This is a genomic window from Paraburkholderia ginsengisoli NBRC 100965 (assembly GCF_000739735.1).
Taxonomy (GTDB): domain Bacteria; phylum Pseudomonadota; class Gammaproteobacteria; order Burkholderiales; family Burkholderiaceae; genus Paraburkholderia; species Paraburkholderia ginsengisoli.
This window is the reverse complement of the sequence record NZ_BBJF01000004.1, coordinates 419,855-445,112: the sequence shown is the minus strand read 5'-3', so window position 1 is coordinate 445,112 and position 25,258 is coordinate 419,855. Positions and strand designations below refer to the sequence as shown.

Annotated in this window: 19 protein-coding genes; 10 read left to right on the top strand and 9 right to left on the bottom strand. The window is 65.4% G+C overall.

Annotation, left to right across the window (positions count from 1 at the left end):
- Positions 1 to 3: 3 nt before the first annotated feature.
- The 5 genes from BGI01S_RS06070 to BGI01S_RS06050 all read right to left on the bottom strand — a co-directional run bounded on the left by BGI01S_RS06070 (position 4) and on the right by BGI01S_RS06050 (position 5,612).
- Positions 4 to 969: a 2-hydroxyacid dehydrogenase gene (locus BGI01S_RS06070; RefSeq protein ID WP_042323284.1), complete on the bottom strand. Its 966-nt coding sequence runs from the start codon at positions 967 to 969 to the stop codon at positions 4 to 6.
- Positions 970 to 973: 4 nt separating this feature from the next.
- Positions 974 to 2,257 (bottom strand): MFS transporter, encoded by a 1,284-nt coding sequence (locus BGI01S_RS06065; RefSeq protein ID WP_042323283.1) that lies wholly within the window; start codon positions 2,255 to 2,257, stop codon positions 974 to 976.
- 111 nt (positions 2,258 to 2,368) lie between these two features.
- The gene (locus BGI01S_RS06060) at positions 2,369 to 3,385 is read right to left on the bottom strand and encodes a sugar kinase (RefSeq protein WP_042323281.1); all 1,017 of its coding nucleotides are present in this window, start codon (positions 3,383 to 3,385) and stop codon (positions 2,369 to 2,371) included.
- A gap of 289 nt (positions 3,386 to 3,674) precedes the next feature.
- On the bottom strand, positions 3,675 to 4,448 hold the full coding sequence (locus BGI01S_RS06055; protein WP_042323279.1) for a TIM barrel protein: 774 nt from the start codon (positions 4,446 to 4,448) through the stop codon (positions 3,675 to 3,677).
- 261 nt (positions 4,449 to 4,709) lie between these two features.
- The gene (locus tag BGI01S_RS06050) at positions 4,710 to 5,612 is read right to left on the bottom strand and encodes a LysR family transcriptional regulator (RefSeq protein WP_042323277.1); all 903 of its coding nucleotides are present in this window, start codon (positions 5,610 to 5,612) and stop codon (positions 4,710 to 4,712) included.
- Positions 5,613 to 5,726: 114 nt separating this feature from the next.
- Here BGI01S_RS06050 and BGI01S_RS06045 point away from each other — a divergent pair, with 114 nt between their 5' ends.
- The 6 genes from BGI01S_RS06045 (at position 5,727) to BGI01S_RS06020 (ending at position 12,056) form a co-directional block, all read left to right on the top strand.
- Complete coding sequence (locus tag BGI01S_RS06045) at positions 5,727 to 6,839, top strand: YeiH family protein (RefSeq protein WP_042323275.1); 1,113 nt, start codon at positions 5,727 to 5,729, stop codon at positions 6,837 to 6,839.
- A 156-nt stretch (positions 6,840 to 6,995) separates the two neighbouring features.
- On the top strand, positions 6,996 to 7,733 hold the full coding sequence (locus BGI01S_RS06040; RefSeq protein WP_042323273.1) for a glutathione S-transferase: 738 nt from the start codon (positions 6,996 to 6,998) through the stop codon (positions 7,731 to 7,733).
- A gap of 115 nt (positions 7,734 to 7,848) precedes the next feature.
- On the top strand, positions 7,849 to 9,582 hold the full coding sequence (locus tag BGI01S_RS06035) for a ClcB-like voltage-gated chloride channel protein (RefSeq protein ID WP_042323271.1): 1,734 nt from the start codon (positions 7,849 to 7,851) through the stop codon (positions 9,580 to 9,582).
- Positions 9,583 to 9,757: 175 nt separating this feature from the next.
- Positions 9,758 to 11,095 (top strand): C45 family autoproteolytic acyltransferase/hydolase, encoded by a 1,338-nt coding sequence (locus BGI01S_RS06030; protein WP_042323270.1) that lies wholly within the window; start codon positions 9,758 to 9,760, stop codon positions 11,093 to 11,095.
- A gap of 222 nt (positions 11,096 to 11,317) precedes the next feature.
- Entirely contained in the window at positions 11,318 to 11,572 is a 255-nt protein-coding gene (locus BGI01S_RS06025; RefSeq protein WP_042323268.1) for a hypothetical protein, read from the top strand.
- A gap of 253 nt (positions 11,573 to 11,825) precedes the next feature.
- Positions 11,826 to 12,056 carry a DUF2795 domain-containing protein gene (locus BGI01S_RS06020; RefSeq protein ID WP_042323266.1) on the top strand — a complete coding sequence of 77 codons (231 nt, stop codon included), beginning with the start codon at positions 11,826 to 11,828 and terminating at the stop codon, positions 12,054 to 12,056.
- Positions 12,057 to 12,216: 160 nt separating this feature from the next.
- Here the strand turns inward: BGI01S_RS06020 and BGI01S_RS06015 are convergent, their stop codons facing one another.
- Complete coding sequence (locus BGI01S_RS06015; RefSeq protein ID WP_042323264.1) at positions 12,217 to 13,269, bottom strand: LysR family transcriptional regulator; 1,053 nt, start codon at positions 13,267 to 13,269, stop codon at positions 12,217 to 12,219.
- A 255-nt stretch (positions 13,270 to 13,524) separates the two neighbouring features.
- On the opposite strand from BGI01S_RS06015, the gene BGI01S_RS06010 reads away from it, so the two are divergent.
- Positions 13,525 to 13,737 (top strand): hypothetical protein, encoded by a 213-nt coding sequence (locus tag BGI01S_RS06010; RefSeq protein ID WP_042323262.1) that lies wholly within the window; start codon positions 13,525 to 13,527, stop codon positions 13,735 to 13,737.
- A gap of 168 nt (positions 13,738 to 13,905) precedes the next feature.
- Here the strand turns inward: BGI01S_RS06010 and BGI01S_RS06005 are convergent, their stop codons facing one another.
- Entirely contained in the window at positions 13,906 to 14,523 is a 618-nt protein-coding gene (locus tag BGI01S_RS06005; RefSeq protein ID WP_042323260.1) for a TetR/AcrR family transcriptional regulator, read from the bottom strand.
- Positions 14,524 to 14,741: 218 nt separating this feature from the next.
- On the opposite strand from BGI01S_RS06005, the gene BGI01S_RS06000 reads away from it, so the two are divergent.
- From BGI01S_RS06000 to BGI01S_RS05990, 3 genes are read left to right on the top strand one after another with little or no spacing between them, the layout of a single operon-like run.
- Entirely contained in the window at positions 14,742 to 15,914 is a 1,173-nt protein-coding gene (locus tag BGI01S_RS06000; RefSeq protein WP_042323259.1) for an efflux RND transporter periplasmic adaptor subunit, read from the top strand.
- Positions 15,911 to 19,039, top strand: a complete 3,129-nt coding sequence (locus BGI01S_RS05995) for an efflux RND transporter permease subunit (protein ID WP_042323257.1) — start codon at positions 15,911 to 15,913, stop codon at positions 19,037 to 19,039. The genes BGI01S_RS06000 and BGI01S_RS05995 overlap by 4 nt, the downstream gene beginning before the upstream one ends.
- 2 nt (positions 19,040 to 19,041) lie before the next feature.
- Entirely contained in the window at positions 19,042 to 20,631 is a 1,590-nt protein-coding gene (locus BGI01S_RS05990; RefSeq protein WP_232624352.1) for an efflux transporter outer membrane subunit, read from the top strand.
- Positions 20,632 to 21,143: 512 nt separating this feature from the next.
- On the opposite strand, the gene BGI01S_RS05985 is transcribed toward BGI01S_RS05990, so the two are convergent.
- Together BGI01S_RS05985 and BGI01S_RS05980 are read right to left on the bottom strand one after the other, a co-directional pair.
- The gene (locus tag BGI01S_RS05985) at positions 21,144 to 22,022 is read right to left on the bottom strand and encodes a lipid A biosynthesis lauroyl acyltransferase (protein WP_042323254.1); all 879 of its coding nucleotides are present in this window, start codon (positions 22,020 to 22,022) and stop codon (positions 21,144 to 21,146) included.
- A 372-nt stretch (positions 22,023 to 22,394) separates the two neighbouring features.
- Positions 22,395 to 24,896, bottom strand: a complete 2,502-nt coding sequence (locus BGI01S_RS05980; protein WP_042323253.1) for a penicillin-binding protein 1A — start codon at positions 24,894 to 24,896, stop codon at positions 22,395 to 22,397.
- Positions 24,897 to 25,258 lie beyond the last annotated feature (362 nt).

Genomic DNA, 25,258 nt, shown 5'->3' with positions numbered 1-25,258 from the left:
AGCTCATTTGGCCAGCACTTCCCGATTGACGACATTCACCGTCAACGTGCCATCGAGCGCAGCCACCAGATTCTCCGCCGCATTGCGCGCCATCGCGTGCCGCGTCTCGTGCGTCGCCGAGCCGATATGCGGCAGCGCGACCACGTTCGCCAGCTTCAGCAACGGCGAGTCGGCCGGCAACGGTTCGGTGTCGAACACGTCGAGCCCCGCGCCGTGAATCGTGCCGTTCTGCAGCGCTTCGATCAGTGCCTGTTCGTCGACGGTCGCGCCGCGCGACGCGTTGATCAGGATCGCGCTCTTCTTCATCGACTTGAGTTCGGCCGCGCCGATCATATGCTTCGTCTCGGCCGTGAGCGGCACTTGCAGGCAGACGAAATCGGCCGTCGCGAGCAACTCGGCCAGCTCGACGCGCCGCGCGCCATACGCCTCTTCCGCGTGCGGGTTCGCGCTGCGATTGGTGTACAGCACCTGCATGTTGAAGCCGAGCGCCGCGCGTCGCGCGACCGCGCCGCCGATCCGTCCCAGCCCGACGATGCCGAGCGTCTTGCCCTGCACGTCGACGCCGAACTGCGCCGGCCCGATGCTGTCGCGCCACTGCCCTGCCTTCACCCAGTCGGCGAGTTCGACGACGCGGCGTGCCGACGCGAGGATCAGCGAAAACACGGTGTCCGCGGTGGACTCGGTCAGCACGTCCGGCGTGTGCGCGAGCACGATGCCGCGGCGCGTGAGATCGGCGACGTCGAACTGGTCGAAGCCGACCGAGATGGTCGACAACGCCTTCAGGCGGCTCGCGCCTTCGAGCATCGCCGGCGTGATCTTCACGCTTGCGCCGATGCCGCCGTCGGCATCGCGCAATGCGGCGACGAACGTGTCGTGCTGCGCGGGATCGACCTGTACCACCTCCGCATGCTGTTGCAGATACGCGAGCACGTCTTCGGGCAACGACTTCCAGGCGACGATCTTCTTCATGAGCTTATTTTCCTTGTAACGGGGTGGCGAGCGTAGGCGTTTGGGTCAGCGGCTGCGGCTTGACGATCAGCGTCAGGATCACCGCGGCGACCAACGCCACACTCATGAATGCATACGATGCCGCGGGCGAACCGGTCGCGCCGTTCAGATAACCGACCACGTACGAGCCGACGAACGAACCGAGCGCGCCCATGCTATTGATCAATGCCATCGCACCGCCCGCGACGTTCTTCGGCAGCAGTTCCGGCACGATCGCGAAGAACGGACCGTATGGCGCGTACATCGCGCCGCCCGCGATCACCAGCAACGCGTACGACAACCAGAAGTGCGTGGACCCCAGCGCATACGACGCCGCGAACGCCACCGCGCCGATCAGCAGGAACGGCCACACGAACACTTTGCGGCGGTTGAGTTTATCCGATGCCCACGAAGCTGCAAGCATCGCGATGGTCGCCGCGAGATACGGCAGCGCCGACAGCCAGCCGGTTTCGACCATGCCGAGCGTCGAGCCGTTCTTCAGGATCGACGGCAGCCACAGCACGAAGCCATACACGCCGATGCTCCAGCAGAAATATTGCGCGCACAGCTTGATCACCGCGGGCGTGCGGAACGCCTCGCTGTAATTGCGCACCGGTTTGATCGCGGCCTGCTCGGCGCGCAGCGTTTCGGCAAGATCGTCCTTCTGCTGCTGCGTGAGCCACGACACCTGCTGCGGCTTGTCCTGCACGAGGAACCACCAGCAGATCGCCCAGAGGATCGCGGGCGCGCCCTCGGCGATGAACATGTGCCGCCAGCCGAACGAGTGCACGAGATAGCCCGACACCACCGACATCCACAGCACCGTGACCGGATTGCCGAGAATCAGGAACGTGTTGGCGCGCGAACGCTCGCTTTTGGTGAACCAGTTGCTGATGAAAATCAGCATCGCGGGCATCACGGCGGCTTCGACGACGCCGAGCACGAAGCGGATCACCATCAGCGACGGAATGTTGCTGACCATCCCCGTGAGCGCCGCGCAGCCGCCCCACAGGATCAGGCTCCAGAACACCAGTTTCTTCACGCTGCGGCGTTCCGCGTAGATCGCGCCGGGGATCTGGAAGAAGAAATAGCCGAGGAAAAACAGCGCGCCGATCAGCGAAGAGAGTCCTTTGCTGATGCCGAGATCCTGGTTGATGCCGGCGGCCGACGCGAAGCCGTAGTTCGCGCGATCGAGATAGGCGAGGCTGTAGGTGATGAATACGATCGGCATGATCGTCCACCAGCGGCGAATCGCAAGCGATGAGGTCATGGGTGTCTCCTTTGTCGGCTTCCCGAAACGATGATGGACAGGTGAGGCGCTTGTCGTCGAGCGCTCTTGCTGTTATCGAGGCGGCCTGATGCGTGCGGATGACGCGTGCGTTCAGGCCGCGGTGGCAACGGATGGGGCGGGTGTGGCGACAGGCGAAGCGGCTTCCGCCCGTTCCAGCGCGTCGAGTTCCGCGCGCCGCGGCAAGCCTTCCGAATCGCCGATCACCTGGATCGCCAGCGCGCCGATGCGGTTGCCGCGCGCGACCGCTTGCGGCAGCGACTTGCCTTCGAGCAACGCGCTCACCACGCCGACCGCGAAACCGTCGCCCGCGCCGACCGTGTCCACGACATTCGCGACCGGCTGGCCGGCGATCATGCCGGCGTCGTCGGCGGTGCGGAAGTACGCGCCTTGCGCGCCGAGCTTGATGATCACGCCGCGCGCGCCGCGTTCCAGATAGAAGGCGGCGATGTCCCGCGGCTCGGTATAACCGGTGAGAATCTCGCCCTCGCCGATGCCGGGCAGCACCCAGTCGGCCAGCGCGGCGAGCGCGTTCAGACCTTCGACCATCGCCGCGCGCGACGGCCACAACGTCGGGCGCAGATTCGGATCGAACGAAATCGTCTTGCCGGCCGCGCGCATTTCACGCGCGAGATGGAACGCGAGTTCGCGCGAGCTTGCCGAGATCGCGGGCGCGACGCCGGTCAGATGCAGGTGACGCGCGGACAGCACGTAATCGGCCGCATAGTCGGCGAGCGACAGATGGCTCGCCGCCGATCCCTTGCGAAAATATTCGACCGCCGGATCGCTGCCGTCGTCGTTCTTCGACTTGAGCTGGAAGCCGGTCGGATAACGCTCGTCGGTGCTGACGCAGCGCTGGTCGATGCCCTCGCCGGTCAATGTGTCGCGCACGTACTGGCCGAACGAATCGTTACCGACGCGGCTCATCCAGCCCACTTTGAAGCCGAGGCGCGCGAGGCCGATCGCCACGTTCAGATCGGCGCCGGCGATGCGCTTCGTGAATTGCCCGACGCCCGCGAGCGGTCCGGCTTCGGCGGCGACGAACATGGCCATCGCTTCGCCGTAGGTGATGACATCGAGTGCATCGAGTGCTGCGCCTGGGGTGCTCATGCTTTGCTCCTGGGTGGTGCTTGGGGCTTGGTGCCTGGTGCTTTGGTGCGGTTTATGGTGCTGTGATTTGTGGGTCTGCGATTCGTAGTGCCGATTGCCGTCTATTTGCCATACGTCGCGGCGGCTCTCGCTTCGCGCTGCGCGCAACGGCTTGCACCCTGCGCGCAAGTTGTCGTGCTTGCGCTGTCGTGCCCATGTTGTACAGCAATCTTCCCGCGGCACGGTTGCCGGGACTTCGGGCTCGTGCTGCTACCGAACTCTCTCTCGTCCCGCACGCCGCTCACACCACTCACGCAGCAGCCAGCCATCCGACATGGCGAGCCGCGTCCGCCTCGATGCGGCTCGCGTCGAACGGGAACTCGATGCCGCGCGGCACGTTGCGCGGCAAGCTGTCCAGCACCGCGATGAAACCGGCGTCATCGGCGGCCGGGGCGACGGGAAAGCGCCGCGCGCCCTCGCCCACCGTCGTCTTGCAATGGATGTATTCGACGCGCGGCGCCAGCAGCCGCGCGGCATCGAGCGGCGCGACGTCGCGCCAGGCCCAGTTGCCGATATCGAACGTCATGCCGAGCACGTCGGCGTGGCCTTCGCGCGCCAACGCGTCGAACAGGCCGGTGAATTGCGCTAGCGAGCCGCCCTCCGCCAGTTGCCCGTTCTCGACGACGAGCCGCACGTCCGCGCCCTCCATCTGCTCAGCAATCGCCGCGCCGGCCGCGTCCCCGGCGAACCCGCCGAGTTGCAGCTTGACGAAGCGCGCGCCGAGCGCCGTCGCTTCGCCGAGCGCGAGCCGCAGTGCGGCGGCATCGAGCTGGCCATCCGATGTGTAGAGCGACGCGGGCGTGGAAAACACCGCCCACAGCCCCAACCCGGCAAGCGACTCGCCGAGTTCGCGCAGGCGTTGCGGCGCCGCGTCGGCTTCCTCTGCGAACAGCTCGCGACGCACTTCGAAGCCAGCCGCGCCGGCCCGCCGGCTCGCCTGTGCCCAGTGCAAATGACCGCCCGCGCGCACCGCATCCATTCCGAATGCGCTTGCGACGATCACTATGTCCATTGCTTCAGCCATATCGACTCTGTTCAATTCTGCGTTTTGAACGGCGCTTGGAACCGGTTCCAAAACCATTTCGAAAAAAAGCGCCGAGGCGCTTGCGAATGCCCGAATAGTGCGCCGGGACGCGCGGCGTGCGCCATAGAGGAAATCCCCAGGCGCAGCAGGTACGCGGTCCCCGTCGGCGGTCCTGGTAACGACCGCGCACCCGAAACTTTCAATTTCTTCAGCGCTGACCGAAGCCATGCGCCGCCGCGGTGACTGCGGGTCGCTTACCGTTCAACGTGCCGCGCAGGCCTCGTCCGCGAGACACAGCGCGAGAAACTGCTCGACCACCCGTGACGGCGCGCTCGCGTAGGGCACGAGGATCGACAGCCGGCGCGTGAGCGGTTCCGGGCTCAGCGACAACATGCACAACGCGCCGTTCTCGTGACGCATCGACATTGCCGAGACGAAGCCGATGCCCATGCCGGCCCGCACCGCCTCCTTCACGCCTTCGACGCCGGCAATTTCCAGCACCACGCGCATCGGCACGCCTGCCCGCGCGAACGCGCGCTCGACGATCTGCCGCACGCCCGACCCCGTTTCGCGCAGCACCAGGGGATGCGCACCGAAGTCCGCCAGTTCCGCGCGGCCGCCGTGGCCCGCCGGCGCCAACGGATGCGAGCGCGGCACGATCGCGACGATCTCGTCCTCGCGCCATGCGTGCACGGCGGTGTCCGGCGGCAGATCGGCGCCGACCGGCCCTTCGATCATCGCGATGTCTACCGAGCCGAGCGCGCCGACGATTTCGGTGGTGTTGCCGTCGGCGGTATGCACTGACACGTCCGGATATTGGCGATGGAAATCGGCGATCAGGTACGGCAGCAGGTAGCTTGCCGGCGTCGTACTTGCGCCGATCCGCAGCGTGCCCTGCTCCAGGCCGCGCAGCGCGTCACGATACGCATGCGCCTGGCGCCAGGTTTCGCGCAGCCGCGTCGCGTAGTTCGCGAGTTGCTCACCGGCGGGCGTCAACCGCACACCGCGGCCGTCCCGCTGATAAAGCGGCTCGCCGAATTCGTCCTGCAACTGCCGCAGCTGACCGGACACCGCCGGCTGCGACAGATGCAGCGCCACAGCCGCACGGCTGATGTTGCGATGTTCGGCGACGGCAGCGAAAGTTATAAGTTGATCGGGGGTCATGGGATAAAAATATCGGATCAGCCGATACTTTACATCCTAAATCATGATTTTTCATATCCATATATCTAATTTAGGATTGGCCCATTGAATCCGTCAGTCATCGAGGACTGCAACATGGCCACCGCTCCCGTTCCGCTGACCGCAGCCGCAGTCACCGCACCCGCCGCCGGGCATTCCACCCGCGGCCAACTCAACGGCGTGCTGTTCGTCGCGCTGTTCGCCGCCGCCGTCACCCGCATCGCGTCGATTCCCGCGATCGCCGGGCTCGGTCTGAGCCCGTTGATCGTCGGCATCGTGGCCGGCGCCATTTACGGCAACGCGCTGCGCGACGGCATGCCCGCGAGCTGGGCGGCCGGCGTCAACTTTTCGGCGCGCAAGCTGCTGCGCATCGCGGTCGCGTTCTTCGGACTGCGCGTGAGCCTGCAGGAAATCGCTCAGGTCGGCTTGCCGGGCCTCGCGGAATCGGTACTGATCGTGGTGAGCACGCTCGTCATCGGCACTTGGGCCGGCATGAAAATCATGAAGCTCGATCGCGATACGGCGCTCCTGACCGCCGCCGGCAGCGCGATCTGCGGCGCGGCCGCGGTGCTCGCGTTTGAATCGACGCTGCAATCGAAGCCGCACAAAAGCGCGATGGCGGTCGGCAGCGTGGTGCTGTTCGGCACACTTTCGATGTTCCTGTACCCGATCCTGTTCAACGCGGGCTGGCTGCATCTCGACACGGTCGGCGCGGGTCTGTTCTTCGGCGGCACGATCCATGAGGTCGCGCAGGTGGTGGGCGCGGCCAGCAACGTGAGCCCGGAAACGACGCACATCGCCACCATCGTCAAGATGACCCGCGTGATGCTGCTGGTGCCGGTACTGCTCGTGGTCGGCGTGTGGGTGAACCGCTCGGCGCGCAAAGCCGCGGCATCGGCCTCGCATGACGGCGCTCAAGACGCTCAGGGCGCACCGCGCAAGCTGGCGATTCCGTGGTTCGCGCTCGGCTTCCTCGCGTGCGTCGTGATCAACTCGCTGCACGTCCTGCCGGACAGCGCGACCAGCACGCTAAACATGCTCGACACCTTCGCGCTGACCATGGCGATGACCGCGCTCGGCATCGAAACGCGCATCGCGCAGATCCGCCAGGCCGGCCCTCGCGCGCTGACCACCGGTTTGATCCTGTATGTGTGGCTGATTGCCGGCGGACTGGGAATCACATGGACCGTCCAGCACCTGCTCGGCTAAACTCGCTCGCCTTCGTACCCACCCCGCCGCGTGCGGGGTTTTGCGCATTCTGGCGAACCATCGGGCGCGCCCGCGCGGCATACTGGTTGCTCGCGTCACCTGCTCCTGCAACCCGTTCATGCGACCCGCATGAGCGACCGGAATGAGGATCAACCGATGAGCCTGGAACTTTACTATTGGGACGGCCTGCAAGGACGCGGCGAATTCGTGCGCCTGGCGCTGGAGGAAGCCGGCGCCGACTACATCGAGGTGGCGCGCGGCGATGAATCGGACGGCTGGGGCACGGGCGCGATGATGGCGGTGATGAAAAGCCGCGACGAGCCGTATCCGCCGTTCGCGCCGCCGTTCCTGAAAGACGGCGATCTGGTGATCGCGCAGACCGCCAACATCCTGTTCTATCTCGGCCCGCGGCTGAATCTCGCGCCGTCGGTCGAAAGCCTGCGCTATGTTGCAAATGGCCTGCAACTGACGATCGCCGACGTGGTCACCGAAGCGCACGACACACATCATCCGCTCGCGAGCGGCCTGTACTACGAAGATCAGAAGGACGCCGCTAAAGTGCGCGCGCACGATTTCATCGACAACCGGATTCCGAAGTTCATGTCGTACTTCGAGCGCGTGCTGAAGCAGAACCCGGCCGGCGACAGCTTCATGGTCGGCGATGCGCTCACCTACGTCGACCTGTCGATGTTCCAGCTGATCGACGGCCTGCTGTACGCGTTCCCGCGCGCGCTGAAACGTTTCGGCGAACACTACCCGCGACTCGCCGCGTTGCACGACTTGGTGATCGCGCGGCCAAACATCGCCGCGTATCTGCGGTCTGAGCGGCGCATCGAGCACAACGAGGCCTGCATCTTCCGGCACTACCCGGAACTCGACAAGGCGGCGACTTGAGCCGCGCCGCCCCCGTTCGTTCACCCGCAGCAGCGCGCCCGCCGTCCGAAGCGGGCGGGCTGCCGTTACCGTGCGCGCCGTTCCCCAACCCTTTCCCACGCCCTGTACCGTCGACGTGCTTTCATTCCTGCTGAAGCTGCGCACCCGCGCCCAAAACCTGTTCCGGCTGTCGGACGCCCACACGATGCTGGTCTGGTCGGTGGTGGTCGGCATCGCCGGCGCGTTCGCGACGATCCTGTTTCGCGAAGCGATCGCGCTGCTGCAACTGGCGGTGGCGGGCCGCGCGGGCAGCTTCGTCGAAATGGCGCGCAGCCTGCCGTGGACCGTGCGGGTCTGGCTGCCCGCCGCCGGCGGTCTGATCGCGGGCTTTTTTCTGCTGATCGCGCAGCGCCACGCGGACAAATGCAATCACGTCGATTACATGGAAGCGGTCGCGATCGGCGACGGCGTGGTGCCGGTCAAGCTGAGCCTGTGGCGCAGCGTGTCGTCGCTGTTCACGATCGCGAGCGGCGGTTCGATCGGTCGCGAAGGGCCGATGGTGCAACTGGCGGCGCTGGCGTCGTCGCTGATCGGCCGCTGGGTGCACTTCGATCCGTCGCGGCTGCGCTTGCTGGTTGCGTGCGGCGCGGCGGCCGGGATCACGTCCGCGTACAGCGCGCCGATCGCGGGCGCGTTTTTCGTCACGGAGATCGTGCTCGGCTCGATTGCGATGGAGAGCTTCGGGCCGGTGGTGGTGTCGGCGGTGGTCGCCAACATCACGATGCGTGAATTCGCGGGCTACAAGCCGCCGTACGAGATGCCGGTGTTTCCGGCGGTGGCCGGTCTCGAAGTGCTGCTGTTCGTCGCGCTCGGCGCGCTGTGCGGCCTGGCCGCCCCACAGTTCCTGCGCCTGCTCGACGCGTCGAAGGCCGCCTTTCGCAAGCTGCCGGTGCCATTGCCCGTGCGGCTCGCGCTCGGCGGTTTCGTGGTCGGCGTCATCTCTATCTGGACGCCCGAGGTGTGGGGCAACGGTTACAGCGTCGTCAACTCGATCCTCCATTCGCCGTGGACGTGGACCGCGCTCGTCCTCGTGCTGGTGTTCAAGCTCGCCGCGACCGCGGCTACCGCCGGCTCCGGCGCGGTCGGCGGGGTCTTCACGCCGACGCTGTTCGTCGGTGCGGCGGTCGGCTCGCTGTTCGGCCAGGGCATGCATGCGCTGTGGCCGCACGCGACCTCGGAGCCGTACGCGTACGCGATGGTCGGCATGGGCGCGTTCCTCGCCGGCGCGACCCAGGCGCCGCTGATGGCGATCCTGATGATCTTCGAGATGACGCTCAGCTACCAGGTGGTGCTGCCGCTGATGCTGTCGTGCGTGGTTGCGTATTTCATCGCGCGCGCGATCGGCAAGAATTCGATGTACGAAATCACGCTGCGCCGCAATCGCGAGGAACAGGAGCGCTCGCGCCTGCGCGCCACGCAGATGCGCGAGCTGATCCGCCCCGCCGAAACCGTCGTGTTGCCGAACGCGAGCGTGCAGGACATGACGCGCGTGTTCCTCGAATATCCGGTGAAGTATCTGTACGTGGCCAACGAGTCCGGCGCGTTTCTCGGCGTCGTCGCACTGAAGGACATCACGTCCGATCTGCTCGACAAACGCGATACGTCGGCGAAAACCGCAGCCGATTATTTGCAGCCGCATTTCGACGTGCTCACGCCGGACATGCCGCTCGGCGTCGCGTTGCAGCACTTCATGGCGTTTCAGGGCGAGCGGCTGCCGGTGGTGGAAAGCGCCGCGCATCCGAAGCTAGCCGGCGTGGTCTACAAGACCTCACTGCTCGACGCGTATTTCCGCATGAATCCGACCCACTAGGCGGCGTCGCTCGCGGCCCGGCGGCGCCGTGCAAAGCGCCGCAGATTCTCTACAATGGGGAGACCGCCGCGGCACCAGACCGACACCAGGCCGGCCTTCATTCGCCACACACGCCGCAGCGCGCGTTACGCCAGGACGGGCGCACCGAGACGCCCGCCGTGCGATCGGAGCGAAGATGAGCGAACCGTCCCTCGATGCCGTGCGCCGCGACCAGGCAGGCTGGATCTTCCTGCATATCGAAGGCGAACCCTACGACCGCGGCGAGCAGCACGGCCAGCTGCTCGCCGCCGAAATCCGCAACGCGATCCGCACCGCGCGCTACCTCGCGAAATGGGACACGGGCGAGGAGTTCGACACTTTCGTCGACGCCGCGACCGCGCAATTCGCGAGCAAGCTCGACACCGAATTCGCCGACGAAATCCAGGGCATTGCCGACGGCGCGAAGCTGCCGTTCACCGAGGTGCTCGCATGGAACGGCTACATGGATCTGCTGCAAAGCTGGTGGCCGAGCCACGCGGCGCGGCAGCAGCCGCAACTCGGCACCAAGCCCTGGCGCGGCCGGCGCGGGCACCATTGCAGCGCGTTCATCGCCACGGGCAACGCGACGCGCGACGGCCGCATCGTGATGGCGCACAACTCGTGGGACCGCTACGCGGCCGGCGACGCGTTCAACGTCGTGTTCGACATCGTGCCGGACCGCGGCAACCGCATCCTGATGCAGGGCTTGCCGGGCTGCATCTCTAGTCTCACCGACTTCTGGGTCACGGGCGCAGGGCTGATGGTGACCGAGACCACCATCTCCAATTTCATCGGCTACAACGCGGCGGGCGCGCCCGAGTTCTACCGCTCGCGACGCGCGTCGCAGTATGCGAACAGTATCGGCGAATGGTGCGAGCTGTTCGCGCTCGCCAACAACGGCGGCTACGCGAACAGCTGGCTCCTCGGCGACGCGAAGACCGGCGAGATCGCGCGTTATGAACTGGGGTTGCACTATTCCGGCTTCGAGACCACGCGGGATGGTTTCTATAGCGGCTATAACACGGCGACCGATCTGAAAATCCGCAATCAGGAGTGCATCGGCGAAGGCGAGGATTACACGGACGTGCGCAAGAACGGCGCGCGGCGTTTGCGCTTCATGCAGCTCGAAGAAATGCATCGCGGCAAGATCGACGTGGAGCTCGCGAAAGAGATGATCGCCGATCATCACGACGTGTATCTCGACCGCAACGACAACCCGTGCTCGCGCACGATCTGCGGTCATCTGGAACTGGATGACGCGCGTTTCGGCGGCACCGATCACGGGCCGTTCAATCCGTGGGGCGCCAACGACGGCAAGGTGGTCGACAGCGAAATGGCGCGCGAGATGGCGTTCAGCGCGCGCTGGGGTCATCCATGCGGACGACCGTTCGATGCGCAGGCGTTCATGAAGCGGCATCCGCAATGGAACTGGCTAAACGGGTACATGCGCGACCGGCCGTCGTGGCCTTGGACGCGGTTCGAGGTGCTGCGTTAAGCGGAGCTTTGAAGCGCCGTCTTCGTGTCATCATCTGCATGCGGTCAGCAATTCGGTTTTGTCGCAAATGTGGCGCGCGTTGCATTATTTGCCATCTAAGATGGTAGATGGGCGCGGGTCGCGCATCGCAACGCCGCGTGTAGCTTGCGCCCTCCTTTCGACGCGGGGACGGCACAGCCTTTGCTTAACTGTCAGCGCCGCATGAGCTTAGGAGGTCGGGCGATGAAAACCTCGACACTGTTGACCATGGTGACGCTGTCCGCTTCGTGTTTTGCCGCTCCGGTTCACACCGCCGTCGACAGCACGAATGCGAATAGTCTTGCCGAACGCGCCAACGCCGCGCCGGTCGCCCCCGCGGCGCCGGACGTCGCCGCTACGGACGATAACCGGCCGCAACAATGGCAGCACATCGCGCTGCCGAAGTCGCGACATCTCGATCGCAGTGTCATGGGGAAGAACGAGCAATTGCAGACCTGACCCGGGTTGTGTTCTGATGGTCGGCTGCGTTGCTTGTTGCGTTGCCTATTGCCGCCTCGTTGCGTGTTTGCGTGGCGCTGCCGCCTTCCGAGCCTGTGCGGTGACTCTGGCGACTCCGTGAGCGAGCTGTGGTGTGTGTGGCAACTCAAGCTCATGACAAGGTCACGCCTCCCGACGTTCGCCTGGCCCGCCTGCTTCCGCGCCACTAGCGGCCAATCACTGATTTCAATCGCGTACCCACAGGAGCATATGCATGACTGCCTCGGCTATTCCCGGCGAATCGATCGACCTGCAGATCGCCGATCTTCTGAGCGAAGTCCATTTCCCGACCAACAAGGACGCGCTGGTCGACGCCGCACGCGAAGCCGGCGCGAGCAACGAAGTCCTGTCGATGCTCGACGGAATGCCGGAACAGGATTACACGGACATTGCGTCCGTGACGCGTTTGATTAGCGGCAATTACGGGCCCGGGCTGGGCTCTTAGCGTAGCGCAAGCAAGCAAGCGGCCGGGCAAAAAGGGCGGCGGGATTTCATCGCCCTTCGCTCGTTGGAGTCAACTGGCGCATCTCGCCAGCTTCCCCGCACACTCCAAACCCCGGGTGACCCAGCAAACGCCGGCTCGCCCGGTGCCTCTCCTGCGATCCTCATCCAACCTGCGGCGACGCGACCGTCCGCGCCCGAGACGTCCTGGGCGCCCGACGCGTCACACCGCGCTGCGCGGCCGCCACCGCCAGATCACCCGCCTCGGCGAGCGCATCCGCGACGGAGTTCGCCACCGCCACGATCCGCGTATCGCGAGCAGGCTCCTCAGCCTGCTGGAAATGCGCGACGAGGTGATCGATGAAAGTACGCACCTTCGCCGGCAGATGCTGGCGGCTCGGATACGCAATCGTGATCTCGATCTGCGGCAAACGGTAATCGCCGAGCAAGGGCACGAGCCGCCCGGACGCCAGATCACGGCCGATCAGATAGCTCGGCAGGATCGCCACCCCCATCCCCAGCAACGCGAACTGCCGCAGCATCTCGGTGTTGTTCGCGGCGATCGCGTTGACCGGCCGCACTCGAACCTCGCCTTCCGGTCCGGTGAACACACGTTCCTCGCCGCCGTGCTCGGCCGGCCGGCTCAGGCACGGGTGCTTCAGCAGATGCACGGGACGCGTCGGCGTGCCGTGCTGCGCCAGATACGCGGGCGTCGCGCAGACCGTCATGTAGCCGGTCGTCAGGCGTCGCGTGACGATGCTCGCAGTGCGCATGTGCCGCGCGACCATGATGCCGACGTCGAAGCCCTCCTCGACCAGATCGACCTGGCGATCCGCGAGCGTGACATCCGGCACGACGTCCGGATAGCGCGCCGCGTACGACTGCACCGCCGGCGCGAGGCTGTGCAGCCCGAACACCACCGGCGCGACGATACGCAAGGTGCCGACCGGCTCGTGATTGCGCGCGACCACCATTTGCTCGACGCCTTCGAGGTCGTCGAGAATGTGGCGCACGCGTTCCAGGTAGGTGGTGCCCGACTCGGTCAGCGACAGCCGGCGCGTGGTGCGGTTGAGCAGCCGCGTGCCGAGACGCGCTTCCAGGTCGGCCACGTGCCGCGTGACCACCGCGGTGGACAGGTCCAGCGCGCCCGCCGCGCCGACGAAACTGCCGAGGTCCGCCACTTTGACGAACACGCGCATCGATTGCAGTTGATTCATGGGACGACTCCTGCCTCGGTAAAGCCGGGCCGGCGCAACCTCGCCGCCTTTGAAGACCCGCGCGGCAAGGCTCGCGCAGGTTTGCCCAACGATCCGATTGTATCGATCCGATCATGTCCCAACCCTGACCTGAAGATGACATTCCAGACAGATTGACGAGGCTTTCGCGTCACTGTTGCGACGAGTGTTGCGGATTTCGACTAGGTATAAACCCTAGGATGCTGGTACCATAGCGGCCGAAAGGAAATTACCGCTATGCCACAACGTTTTCAGCTCTTCGAAAAAATCGCGTTTTCACTGGTCTGCTGGTCCGCCGCGGCCTGCTCGGCGTTCATCGCCTACGAGCGCTGCCCAGACATCAAAGTCGTTTTGCACGCCGGTGCGGAAGTCCTGCGCTACAGCGGCGAATACTCGTTCGCCTGCGCCGCGCCGGACGCCGACGTCTGCGCACCGTTGCCGAACAACTGATCTGATCGGCTGCATCCGGCGCGCTGCGCAGGCATGCAGCCGCATTTTGAAGCGCCCTGGCTACGCGCGCAGCTTGCGGCTTGTTAGCAGCTCGGGTCGCGTAGCACTTTCTCTCGGCGGCCCTCCTTCCTTGCTGCTTCAACTCCCATCCCACGCGAGCCGCTCGGCTCATGCGTCGCGCCCGAACACCACGCGAGAGAAAAATCCCGCCAGCACTGCTTCGGCCATCTCCGTCGGCACGTTCTGCGGATCGACCGTGTAAAAGAACTGCACGCCGTCGCACAAACCCATCAAACCGATTGCCAGCGCCTCTGGCTCCATCAGCATCGGCGTGCCGACGCGCGCCGAAAACTCGCGGATGTACGCGCTCAACTGTTCGAGCTTCTCGTGCATGAATGCATTGAAACGCAGCCGGAAGCGCCCGTCGCGCACCGCGAGCAGCTTCGCCTCGACCCATAGCAGGAAGCACTTGTTCTCGCGATGCAAAGTGCTGTAGTAACTCAGCACGCGCGCTTCCATCTCCTCGCGCGAGGCCGCGCTTGCGAAGATGGCCTGCAAGCCCGCCTGCATCGTTTCGTGATCGCGCCGCAACAGTTCGAGAAACAGCTCGCTCTTGCTGCGGAAATTCGAATAGAACGCGCCGCGCGTATAGCCCGCCGCCACCGCGATGTCTTCGACGCTCGCCGCGACAAAACCCTTCTTCATAAAAATCGCCTGCGCAGCGTCGAGCAGGCGCTCGCGCGTCTGGTCCTTGCTTTGCTCGCGTGTCAGTCGTTGCCGTTTCATGGGCGCCAGTCTAGCACCTAAAAGAATTCAAATTCACTCTCACATTCAAATACAGGTGTGTATTAGAATGCACGACACCATTCGAAGTCAGATGCGCATGCCAGTTGCATAAACGGACTGCGTGTCTCCGCTGGCGGGCCGCTGCGGCTTGCCGTGTTCGTTCGCTGTCTCCTGTTGGGGTAATTGTGAAGCGTCCCGGTCCTCCCGCATCGTCGACGATGCGTCCGCAGTCCCCCCGGCCCATGCGTCGCGCAGCCCGCACGGCCCGCGCCGTGGCATTGGCCGGCGCGCTGGCCGCCGTGCTCGCGCTGGCCGCTTGCTCGAAGAAAGAAGCGGCGGCCCCCGCGCCGCGTCCCGTGGTGGCCGTCGCCGTGCATGCGGACGGCAGCGCGATGCCGGCCGCGTCGCTGCCCGGCGAAGTGCAATCGCGCTATTCGACACCGCTGTCGTTTCGCGTCGGCGGCAAGATCATCGAGCGGCGGGTGCGGCTTGGCGACGTCGTGAAGAACGGGCAGATCGTCGCCCTGCTCGATCCGGCGGACGCCCAGAAGAGCGCGGCCAGTGCGCAGGCGCAACTCGACGCCGCGCAGCACAGCCTCGTGTTCGCGAAGCAGCAACTCGATCGCGACCAGGCGCAGGCGAAGGAAAACCTGATTGCCCCCGCGCAGCTCGAACAGACCACCAATGCGTATGCGTCCGCGCTTGCGCAGCGCGATCAGGCCGCGCAGCAGGCGGCGCTGTCGAAGAACCAGTTGCAGTACACCACGCTGATCGCCGGACATGCCGGCGTGATCACGGCGGAACAGGCCGACACCGGACAGAACGTGACTGCCGGCCAGCCCGTCTATAACCTCGCGTGGAGCGGCGACATCGATGTGCTGTGCGACGTGCCGGAAAGCTCGCTCGCGGGATTCGCGGTCGGCCAACGCGCGAACGTCACGCTCGCCGCGCTGCCGGGGCGCAAGTTCACAGCGCGCGTGCGCGAACTGTCGCCCGCCGCCGACGCGCAAAGCCGCACCTGGCGCGCACGGCTCACGCTCGACAATCCCGGCCCCGACGTGCGCCTCGGCATGACCGCCGACATCGCACCGCTTGCACCGCTTACGTCACCGCTGGCGAACGGCACGGCGCAACAGAACGGCCTGTTCACGCTGCCCGTTACCGCGCTGTTCCACGAAGGCCGCGAGCCGGCCGTGTGGGTCGTGCGCGGCGGGGACGACGCGCTCGAATTGCGCCGTGTCACCGTGACACGCTACAACGAGCGCACGATCGTGATCGGCCAGGGGCTCAAGGACGGTGAACGCGTCGTGCTGCAAGGCGTGCACACCGTGACCGCCGGCGAGAAGGTCCGCGTGATCCCGCCGCTGCATCCCGAGGACTTCGCTTCATGAGCACCGCCCATGAACACGAAGAAGGACGCTTCAACCTGTCCGCGTGGGCGCTGCGTCATCAGGCGCTGGTCGTTTTCCTGATTGCGCTCGCCACCGCGTTCGGCATCCTCGCCTATACGCGGCTCGCGCAATCCGAAGACCCGCCGTTCACGTTCCGCGTGATGGTGATCCGCACCTTCTGGCCCGGCGCAACCGCGCGCCAGGTGCAGGAACAGGTGACGGACCGCATCGGCCGCAAATTGCAGGAGACGCCGTACGTCGATTTCATCCGCAGCTACTCGCGCCCCGGCGAGTCGCTGATGTTCTTCTCGATGAAGGACTCGGCGCCCGTCAGTCAGGTGCCCGAGACCTGGTATCAGGTGCGCAAGAAAGTCGGCGACATCGCGGCGACCTTGCCTCAAGGCATCCAGGGCCCGTTCTTCAACGACGAATTCGGCGACGTCTACACCAATATCTACACGCTCGAAGGCGACGGCTTTTCCGCCGCGCAACTGCACGATTACGCGGACCAGTTGCGCACGGTGCTGCTGCGCGTGCCGGGCGTCGCCAAGGTCGACTACTTCGGCGACCCCGATCAGCACATCTACATCGAAATCGCCAACACGCAGCTCACGCGTCTGGGCATCTCGCCGCAGCAACTCGCCCAGGCGATCAACGCGCAGAACAGCGTGTCGCCGGCAGGCACGCTGACCACTGCCGACGACCGCGTGTTCGTGCGTCCGAGCGGCCAGTTCAAGGACGTCGCGGCGCTCGCCGACACGCTGATCCGCGTCAACAACCGCACGTTCCGTCTCGGCGATATCGCGACGATCAAGCGCGGCTACGACGATCCGGTCGTCACGCAGATGCGCTTCGGCGGCAAGGCGGTGCTCGGCATCGGCGTGACGATGCAGCCTGGCGGCGACGTGATCCGCCTCGGCAAGGCGCTCGATCAACAGATGGCACAACTGCGCAAGGCACTCCCGGCCGGTCTGCAACTGGCCGAAGTGTCGAGCATGCCGCACGCGGTCGCGCGGTCGGTCGACGACTTCCTCGAAGCGGTCGCCGAAGCCGTCGCGATCGTGCTGGTGGTGAGTCTCGTGTCGCTCGGCGTGCGCACCGGCATGGTGGTCGTGATCTCGATCCCGGTGGTGCTCGCCGTCACCGCGCTGTGCATGTATCTGTTCGATATCGGCTTGCACAAGGTGTCGCTCGGCACACTGGTGCTCGCGTTGGGACTGCTGGTCGACGACGCGATCATCGCTGTCGAGATGATGTCGGTGAAGCTGGAGCAAGGCTGGAACCGCACGCGCGCGGCGGCCTTCGCATACACCAGCACCGCGTTTCCGATGCTTACCGGTACGCTCGTGACCGTGTCCGGTTTCCTGCCGATCGCGCTGGCAAAATCGAGCACCGGCGAGTACACACGCTCGATCTTCGAAGTGTCGGCGATCGCGCTGATCGCGTCGTGGCTCGCGGCGGTCGTGCTGATTCCGCTGCTCGGCTATCACCTGCTGCCCGAGCGCAAACGTCAGGCGCACGAAGCGGAGGACCACGAGCACGATATCTACGACACGCGCTTCTACAAGCGCCTGCGTGGCTGGATCGGCTGGTGTATCGAGCGGCGTTTCATCGTGCTGGCGATCACCGTCGTGCTGTTCGTGGTGGCAATGGCGAGCTTCACGCTGGTGCCGCAACAGTTCTTCCCGAGTTCGGACCGGCCCGAGTTGCTCGTGGATGTGCGCCTGCCCGAAGGCGCGTCGTTCGAAGCGACGTTGCGCCAGGCCCAGCGGCTCGAAAAGACGCTGGTGGGACGCCCTGAAATCGATCACACGGTGAGCTTCGTCGGCACCGGCGCGCCGCGTTTCTATCTGCCGCTCGATCAGCAATTGCCGCAGCCCAATTTCGCGCAGTTCGTGATCACTGCGAAGTCGGTGAAGGATCGCGAGAAGCTCGCGCAATGGCTCGAACCGCAATTGCGCGACCACTTCCCCGCGATTCGCACGCGCCTGTCACGCCTCGAAAACGGGCCGCCGGTCGGCTATCCGGTGCAGTTCCGCGTGAGCGGCGACGACATCGCGACCGTGCGCTCGATCGCCGAGCGCGTCGCCGCCACGATGCGCGCCGACCGTGGCACGAGCAACGTCCAGTTCGATTGGGACGAACCCGCCGAACGCTCGGTACGTTTCGAAGTCGACCAGAAGCGCGCACGCGAACTGGGCGTAAGCTCCGAAGACATTTCGAGCTTCCTCGCGATGACACTCTCCGGCTACACCGTCACGCAGTATCGCGAACGCGACAAGCTGATCAGCGTGGATCTGCGTGCGCCGCGCGCGGAACGCGTCGACCCGTCGCAACTCGTGGCGCTCGCGATGCCCACGCCGAACGGCCCGGTGCCGCTCGGCACGCTCGGCCATCTGAGCAACGATCTGGAGTACGGCGTGATCTGGGAGCGCGACCGTCAGCCGACCATCACCGTGCAGTCCGACGTGTCGCCTGGTGCGCAAGGCATCGACGTCACGCACTCGGTGGATCGCGCGCTCGCGCAGATTCGCGCGACCCTGCCGGTCGGCTACCGGATCGAAGTGGGCGGCTCGGTCGAGGAAAGCGGCAAGGGTCAGGCGTCGATCAACGCGCAGATTCCGATCATGGTGATCGCGGTGCTGACCTTGCTGATGATCCAGTTGCAGAGCTTCGCGCGCGTGCTGATGGTCGTGCTGACCGCGCCGCTCGGTTTGATCGGCGTGGTGCTGACGCTGCTGCTGTTCGGCCAGCCGTTCGGCTTCGTCGCGATGCTCGGCGTGATCGCGATGTTCGGCATCATCATGCGCAACTCGGTGATTCTGGTGGACCAGATCGAGCAGGACATCGCGTCGGGGCACAAGCGTTTCGATGCGATTGTCGGTGCGACCGTGCGGCGCTTCCGGCCGATCACGCTGACCGCCGCGGCTGCCGTTCTCGCGCTGATTCCGCTCCTGCGTTCGAACTTCTTCGGCCCGATGGCGACCGCGCTGATGGGCGGCATCACCAGCGCGACGATCCTCACGTTGTTCTATCTGCCCGCGCTGTACGCCGCGTCGTTCAGAGTGCGTGGCGACGAGCGCGAACCGCAGACGCCGTCCGGCGCGACGCATACGGGGAATTGAGCATGGTTACTTTCGCGTTCTCACGCTGTGTTCGATACGTGCGTTACGTGCGTGACGTGCGCTTCGTTCGCTCCGTTTCTTACCCGCGGCTCGGCGCGCTCGCCGTCGCCGCGAGCACGCTCGCGGCCTGCTCGTTCGGACCGAACGGCGAGCCGCCCGCGATGCCGCAGCCGGCGCACTACGGTGCCGAAGCACAGCCGACTCAGACAGTGCCCGCGCAAGGCGTCACGCAGCATTTCGTGGTCGGCGCACAGGCGGTGCCCGAATGGTGGAAGCTGTATCAGTCGGACGCGTTGGACGCGCTGGTCGACGAAGGCTTGCGCAACAGCCCGACGCTCGCCGCCACCGATAAAAGTCTCGCCGCCGCGCGCGAGCAGTTGCGCGCGCAGATCGGCAGTTCGATGTTGCCGACCATCGACGCGGGCGGCCAGGCGACCCGCAATCGCGCGCTTGCGATCCCCGAGATCGGGCCCAACACGTTTCTGTACAACGTGTTCGTCGGTCAATTGCAGGCGCATTACACGTTCGACCTGTTCGGCGCCGCGCGTCTGGCCGACGCGGCGCTCGCCGCGCGCGTGAACGTGCAGGCCTATCAGTTCGATGCCGCGCGCCGCGCGCTGGCCGCCAACATCGTCACGGCGGCGATCACCAGCGCCGCGCTGCATGCGCAGATCGACACGACCGAGCGGCTCGTGACGCTCGCCAACGACCAGGCGCGCGACACGCAGCGGCGTTATGCGCTCGGCGCGGTCTCGCACGCCGAACAGTTGAGCGCGCAGCAGAGCGCCGCGAGTCTGTCGGCGAGCCTGCCGGGCCTCAAGCAGCAATGGCTGACGACGCGTCACGCGTTGGCGGTGCTGCTCGGCCGCACGCCGGATGCGGCGCCGGACGACCTCGATCTCGCGCGGCTGCACGTGCCCGATCAGGTGCCGGTCGTGGTGCCGTCGGAGTTGCTGCGCTCGCGGCCGGACATCCAGGCCGCCGACGCCGCATTGAAAGCAGCGGCGGCGGACGTCGGCGTCGCGACGGCGCAGATGTTCCCGAGTTTGTCGCTGAGCGCGTCGATGGGACAAGGCGGCTTCAGTTGGCCGGTCGCGCTGTCGGGCGCGGGGGCGATCTGGAGCATCGGCGCGTCGTTGTCGCAACCGCTGTTTCATGGCGGCGCCCTGCTCGCGCAACGGCGTGCCGCGCAACACACTTACGACGCCACGGTCTCGCAGTACAAGCAGACGGTGCTGGCCGCATTCCAGAACGTCGCCGATACGCTCGCTGCGCTGGAGCACGATGCGCAGGCGCTGGATGCGGCAAACGTGGCCGCGCGCTCGGCGCAGGGGGTGTTCGAAGAGACGTCGGGACGCTACCGGCTGGGCGCCCTGCCGATCTCGTCGACGCGTTCGAGCGAGCAGCAGTTTCGCAACGCACAGCTCGATGAGATCCGCTATACGAGCGCGCGTCTGACGGACACGGCGGCGCTCTTTCAGGCGATGGGGAATCCGCCGGTGGATGCGGCGGCGGCTACTACGGCTACTACGGCTAGTGCGGCTGCTGCTGCGTCCTCGACGTCGGCGGCGAATGCGGGCAGGTCAAACTAAACCTGGGATTCCGTACGGACGGCGGCGAAGTTATCCCCAGTTTGTGTTGAGTAGCCTGTTGAAAACTATCTGACAAGCGGGCTAACACGTTGAACGCACTAGGAATTGTGGCAGCGGTACCGAATGAACCAACGAGCGTTGCACGCGAGCTCGGGCTTGCGATGAAGCAGTCGGGATGCCTCAACGTTATCCCCAATTTTTGTTGACAGAGTTGTTGATAACTCTTGGGCGCGCCGTCTAAGTACTTGAAGCAAATCGGTTTGTCAGGCGCGGTGTCGGCGGATGCAATGGCAGTGCAGATGGACGCGTCGTGCGCAGGCAAATGAAGGCGCAGCCGTTATCCACAGATTTTGTTCACAGCCCTGTTGATAACACCTGGAGATCCCGACTAAGTGCTTGAGCGCGCTCGGGTTCGGGTTCAAATGCGCTCGCTGAGGCAGCATTACCGCCAGTCAAGCCGCATCGCGACAGAGGCACCCTCGCCGCACCAGCCCGCAATACCCAGGCCCACCTCAATAAACCCCCGCCTCCCCCGCCGGCCGGTTTTTAAAGCGCTTGTGCACCCAATAATATTGATCAGGAATCCGTCTTACCTGTGTCTCCAGAAACTCGGTAATCCGTCGCGCGTCGACCGACACATCGTCGGACGGAAAATCGCTTAGCGCGTCGAAAATGGTCAGCTTGTAGCCGCGATAATCGGGCAGCACCTCGGTGACGAACGGCACCACGCGCGCATTGCCCGCACGCGCCATCCGCGAGACCGACGTCAGCGTGCACGCCGGCACGCCGAAAAACGGCACGAACACCGAGTCGCGCAAACCGAAATCCATGTCAGCGGCGAGCATCACCGGCTTGCCCTCGCGCAACACCCGCAGCGCGCGCCGCACGCTGTCGCTGCGCGGAATCATCTCGGTGCCGAAGCGGCCGCGCTGGCGCTTGGCCATCGCGTCGAGCAGCAGGTTCGACATCGGCGTATAGAGCGACGCAACCGGATGGCGCGTCGAATACATCATGCAGCCCGCCTCGATGCCGACGAAATGGAAGCCCACGAAGATGGTCGGCTGCGACTGGACGTCGCCGAGGTCGATCGCACTCTCCACTTCGACGAGTCGCGCCAGCGCCTGCGCATTGCCGAACCATTGCGGCCCGCGCTCCACGTAGCTGCGAATCACATGACAGAAGTGCGCGCGCGCCAGACGCTCGCGCGCTTCATCGCTCATGTCGGGAAAGCACAGCTTCAGATTGGTGTGCACGACACGCCGGCGCGTGCTCGGAATGCGGTACAGCAACGCGCCGATGCCGGTACCGATTCGCGCGACAACCCCGTAAGGCAGGAAAGCAAACGCGCGCAGCAGAGCCGTCGTCAGACAGATGAGAATTCGACTTTTCACAAGGCGGGACCCGGTGGATGCTGGATGGCGAACACGCCGGCCGCGACAACCTCGGGGTTGGCAACGATCGAAGTGACATGCTGTCATACGCGGCGCGCGTCAAACCGGGTCTCGCGCTGCGCTCTGAAGAGGGACGCCCCGCTCGCGGCGAGACGCTGTGGTATTGGAGGCCGACGCCGTCTGGAGGTCAGGCGTCCGGGTAGGACCCAACGTGAAAAAATACCGCGGGCCCAATTAAAACACACTGCGGAGGGCGGGCACACAATCTGCTGGAGCCGGCGCTCCGAAAATGCCGCCAGCGCGTTGACGGGCCGCCCTTCGCCCTTTCGAAACGGCGTGCGCGGCCCAGTGGCGCGCGCACGCACCGATTCATCAAGGCTTGTTCGATTCGAACAGATCCATGATTTGCTTCTTCTCGTTCGACGACACGCTCGGCGGCGGGACCACCGGCGGCGTCATCCCAGCCGGCCCGACTCCGCCGACCGCATCGCCGCCACCGGCCACCGGATTCGCCGAATCGAGCCCGATGCTCGCGACGAAGCCGTTGCCCGGCATCATGTCGGTGAAGAACAGCTCGCCGTCGACCGCGGTCACGCCCGGCGGCTGCTGCGGTTCAGCCTGCGGCACACCGCGCAGCGCGCGCTGCATGAACTCGACCCAGATCGGCAACGCGAGCTGCGCGCCGAATTCGCGGCTGCCGAGCGTCTTCGGCTGGTCGTAACCCATCCACGCGACCGCCACGAGCGATTGCTGATAGCCGGCGAACCAGCCGTCCTTCGCGTCGTTGGTCGTACCCGTCTTGCCTTGCAGGTCCGAACGGCGCAGCACGTTGGTGCCCGAGCCCGTTCCGGCGGTCGCTACCGAATGCAGCAGGCTGTTCATGATGTATGCGTTGCGCGGCTCCAGCGTGCGGGGCGCGTCGCGGCCGGCCGTCAACGGCTGCGCTTTCGAAAGCGGCTCGCCGCGCGCGTCCGTGACTTCGTTGATCAGATACGGGTTGATCCGGTAGCCGCCGTTCGCGAACACCGAATACGCGCCGGCCGACTGCAACGGCGTGACGAGGCCCGCGCCAAGCGCCATCGGCAGATACGGCGGGGTCTTGTCGGCGTCGAAACCGAAGCGCTGCGTGACGAAGTCCTGCGCGTACTTCGTGCCGATGAACGACAGGATGCGAATCGACACCAGGTTCTTCGACTTCTGCAACGCGAGGCGCATCGGCATCGGACCGTCCGGCTGATCGTCGTCCTTCGGCTCCCACGCGTCGCCGCCCGGCGTGCTGGCCGGGAAGTACAACGGCGCGTCGTTGATGATCGTCGCCGGTCCCACGCCCTTGTCGAGCGCCGCCGAATAGATGAACGGCTTGAAGCTCGAACCCGGCTGACGCCATGCCTGCGTCACGTGATTGAACTTGTTCTTGTTGAAGTCGAAGCCACCGACCAGCGCGCGGATCGCGCCGTCCTGCGGCGTGAGCGACACCAGTGCGCCTTCCACCTGCGGCAGTTGCGTGATCTGCCAGTTGCCCTTGTCGTCGGCGACGAGACGCACGATCGAACCCGGCTTGATCTTCGTGGTTGTGCTTGCGCGCGCGCTCAACGCACCGGCGACGAAGCGCAGACCGTCGCCGGCGATCGTCACCTGCGTGCCGTCGACCAGTTGCGCCTTCACCTGCTTCGGACCCGCATCCGTCACCACGGCGGCGATGATCTCGCCGTTGTCCGGGTGATCGGTGAGCGCGTCGTCGATGGTCTGATCGCGGTCGTCGCCGGGCGCGGGCAGTTGCACGAAGCCTTCCGGTCCTCGATAGCCGTGGCGCCGCTCGTAATCCATCACACCCTTGCGCACCGCGCGATAGGCGGCGTCCTGGTCGGCCGAGTCGATCGTCGTGGTGACGTTCAAACCGCGCGTATAGGTTTCGTCCTTGTACTGCGCGTACATCATCTGCCGGACCATTTCGGCGATGTACTCGGCGTGCACGCTGTATTCGTTGCCCGGATTCTTGGTACGAATCTCTTCCTTTACCGCCTGGTCGTACTGCTCGCGGCTGATGTACTTCAGTTCGAGCATGCGCTTCAGGATGTACTCCTGACGGATCTTCGCGCGCTTCGGATTGACCACCGGGTTATACGCTGACGGCGCCTTCGGCAAGCCCGCCAGCATCGCGGCCTCGGCGAGCGTGATGTCTTTCAGGTCCTTGCCGAAGTACACGCGCGCGGCCGACGCGAAGCCGTACGCGCGCTCGCCCAGGTAGATCTGATTCATGTACAGCTCGAGAATCTGATCCTTGGTCAGCGCGCGCTCGATCTTGTACGCGAGCAGCATTTCGTAAATCTTGCGCGTGTAGGTCTTTTCGCTCGACAGGAAGAAGTTGCGCGCCACCTGCATCGTGATCGTGCTCGCGCCCTGCGAGGCGCCGCCGTGCGCGAGGTCGGCAAAGCCGGCGCGCAGAATGCCGAGGAAGTCGACGCCGCCGTGCTCGTAGAAGCGGTAGTCCTCGATCGCGAGCACGGCTTTCTTCATCTGGTCGGGGATGTCCTGGAAGCGCACCAGGCTGCGCCGCTCCTCGCCGAATTCGCCGATCAGCACGTGATCCGCGGTGTAGACCCGCAGCGGCACTTTCGGACGATAGTCGGTCAACGCGTCGAGCGACGGCAGTTGCGGCCCCATCACCACCAGCGCATAGCCGACGATCAGCGCGCCCACCACCGCGACGGTCGCGATCAGTCCCGCGAACCACAGCGCGAGCGTCGCGCCAAACGAACGGCGGCCGGCCTCGGCATCGCGCGAAGCGGCATTGCGTCCTGGAGTGCGTTGGTAGGAATCCCGGTCTTCACCGGACGGAGAATGGGAGGAATGCGGTCGTTTGATGATTGGCATGACTGGAATAGTGGGCGCATGACAGAACGCCTTTCTGCCCGCGCTCGCGGCGCGCGCATGGGTGGTGATCGAGCCTCGGAGCCTGAGGCGGAAGCCACCGCGCAGCCGCTTGCCCCCGGCCGGCCGCACGGCACGCCTGGGACCATGTCCGGCGCAACGTAACAGAGCATTTTAAAGAAATCAAGCCAGCCCCAAGCCAGTTTTTTTGTAAGAATTCCCTTCGTGCCACGACCGCCGGGCATTTTCGGGCGCCTCGCGGGGGACCGGCGGAAAGCGTCGAAAGCGCCGTGGGCAATGCCGCCGGGAACGCCTCAAGCTGTTGATGTCACGGGATTTTCATGTCGCGCCCGTTCCGCATCGGT

Excerpts from the sequence above, each read along its gene's own strand:
- BGI01S_RS06070 (WP_042323284.1), bottom strand. The coding sequence starts at position 969 with ATGAAGAAGATCGTCGCCTGGAAGTCGTTGCCCGAAGACGTGCTCGCG.
- BGI01S_RS06065 (WP_042323283.1), bottom strand. The coding sequence starts at position 2,257 with ATGACCTCATCGCTTGCGATTCGCCGCTGGTGGACGATCATGCCGATC.
- BGI01S_RS06060 (WP_042323281.1), bottom strand. The coding sequence starts at position 3,385 with ATGAGCACCCCAGGCGCAGCACTCGATGCACTCGATGTCATCACCTAC.
- BGI01S_RS06055 (WP_042323279.1), bottom strand. The coding sequence starts at position 4,448 with ATGGCTGAAGCAATGGACATAGTGATCGTCGCAAGCGCATTCGGAATG.
- BGI01S_RS06050 (WP_042323277.1), bottom strand. The coding sequence starts at position 5,612 with ATGACCCCCGATCAACTTATAACTTTCGCTGCCGTCGCCGAACATCGC.
- BGI01S_RS06045 (WP_042323275.1), top strand. The coding sequence starts at position 5,727 with ATGGCCACCGCTCCCGTTCCGCTGACCGCAGCCGCAGTCACCGCACCC.
- BGI01S_RS06040 (WP_042323273.1), top strand. The coding sequence starts at position 6,996 with ATGAGCCTGGAACTTTACTATTGGGACGGCCTGCAAGGACGCGGCGAA.
- BGI01S_RS06030 (WP_042323270.1), top strand. The coding sequence starts at position 9,758 with ATGAGCGAACCGTCCCTCGATGCCGTGCGCCGCGACCAGGCAGGCTGG.
- BGI01S_RS06025 (WP_042323268.1), top strand. The coding sequence starts at position 11,318 with ATGAAAACCTCGACACTGTTGACCATGGTGACGCTGTCCGCTTCGTGT.
- BGI01S_RS06020 (WP_042323266.1), top strand. The coding sequence starts at position 11,826 with ATGACTGCCTCGGCTATTCCCGGCGAATCGATCGACCTGCAGATCGCC.
- BGI01S_RS06015 (WP_042323264.1), bottom strand. The coding sequence starts at position 13,269 with ATGAATCAACTGCAATCGATGCGCGTGTTCGTCAAAGTGGCGGACCTC.
- BGI01S_RS06010 (WP_042323262.1), top strand. The coding sequence starts at position 13,525 with ATGCCACAACGTTTTCAGCTCTTCGAAAAAATCGCGTTTTCACTGGTC.
- BGI01S_RS06005 (WP_042323260.1), bottom strand. The coding sequence starts at position 14,523 with ATGAAACGGCAACGACTGACACGCGAGCAAAGCAAGGACCAGACGCGC.
- BGI01S_RS06000 (WP_042323259.1), top strand. The coding sequence starts at position 14,742 with ATGCGTCCGCAGTCCCCCCGGCCCATGCGTCGCGCAGCCCGCACGGCC.
- BGI01S_RS05995 (WP_042323257.1), top strand. The coding sequence starts at position 15,911 with ATGAGCACCGCCCATGAACACGAAGAAGGACGCTTCAACCTGTCCGCG.
- BGI01S_RS05990 (WP_232624352.1), top strand. The coding sequence starts at position 19,042 with ATGGTTACTTTCGCGTTCTCACGCTGTGTTCGATACGTGCGTTACGTG.
- BGI01S_RS05980 (WP_042323253.1), bottom strand. The coding sequence starts at position 24,896 with ATGCCAATCATCAAACGACCGCATTCCTCCCATTCTCCGTCCGGTGAA.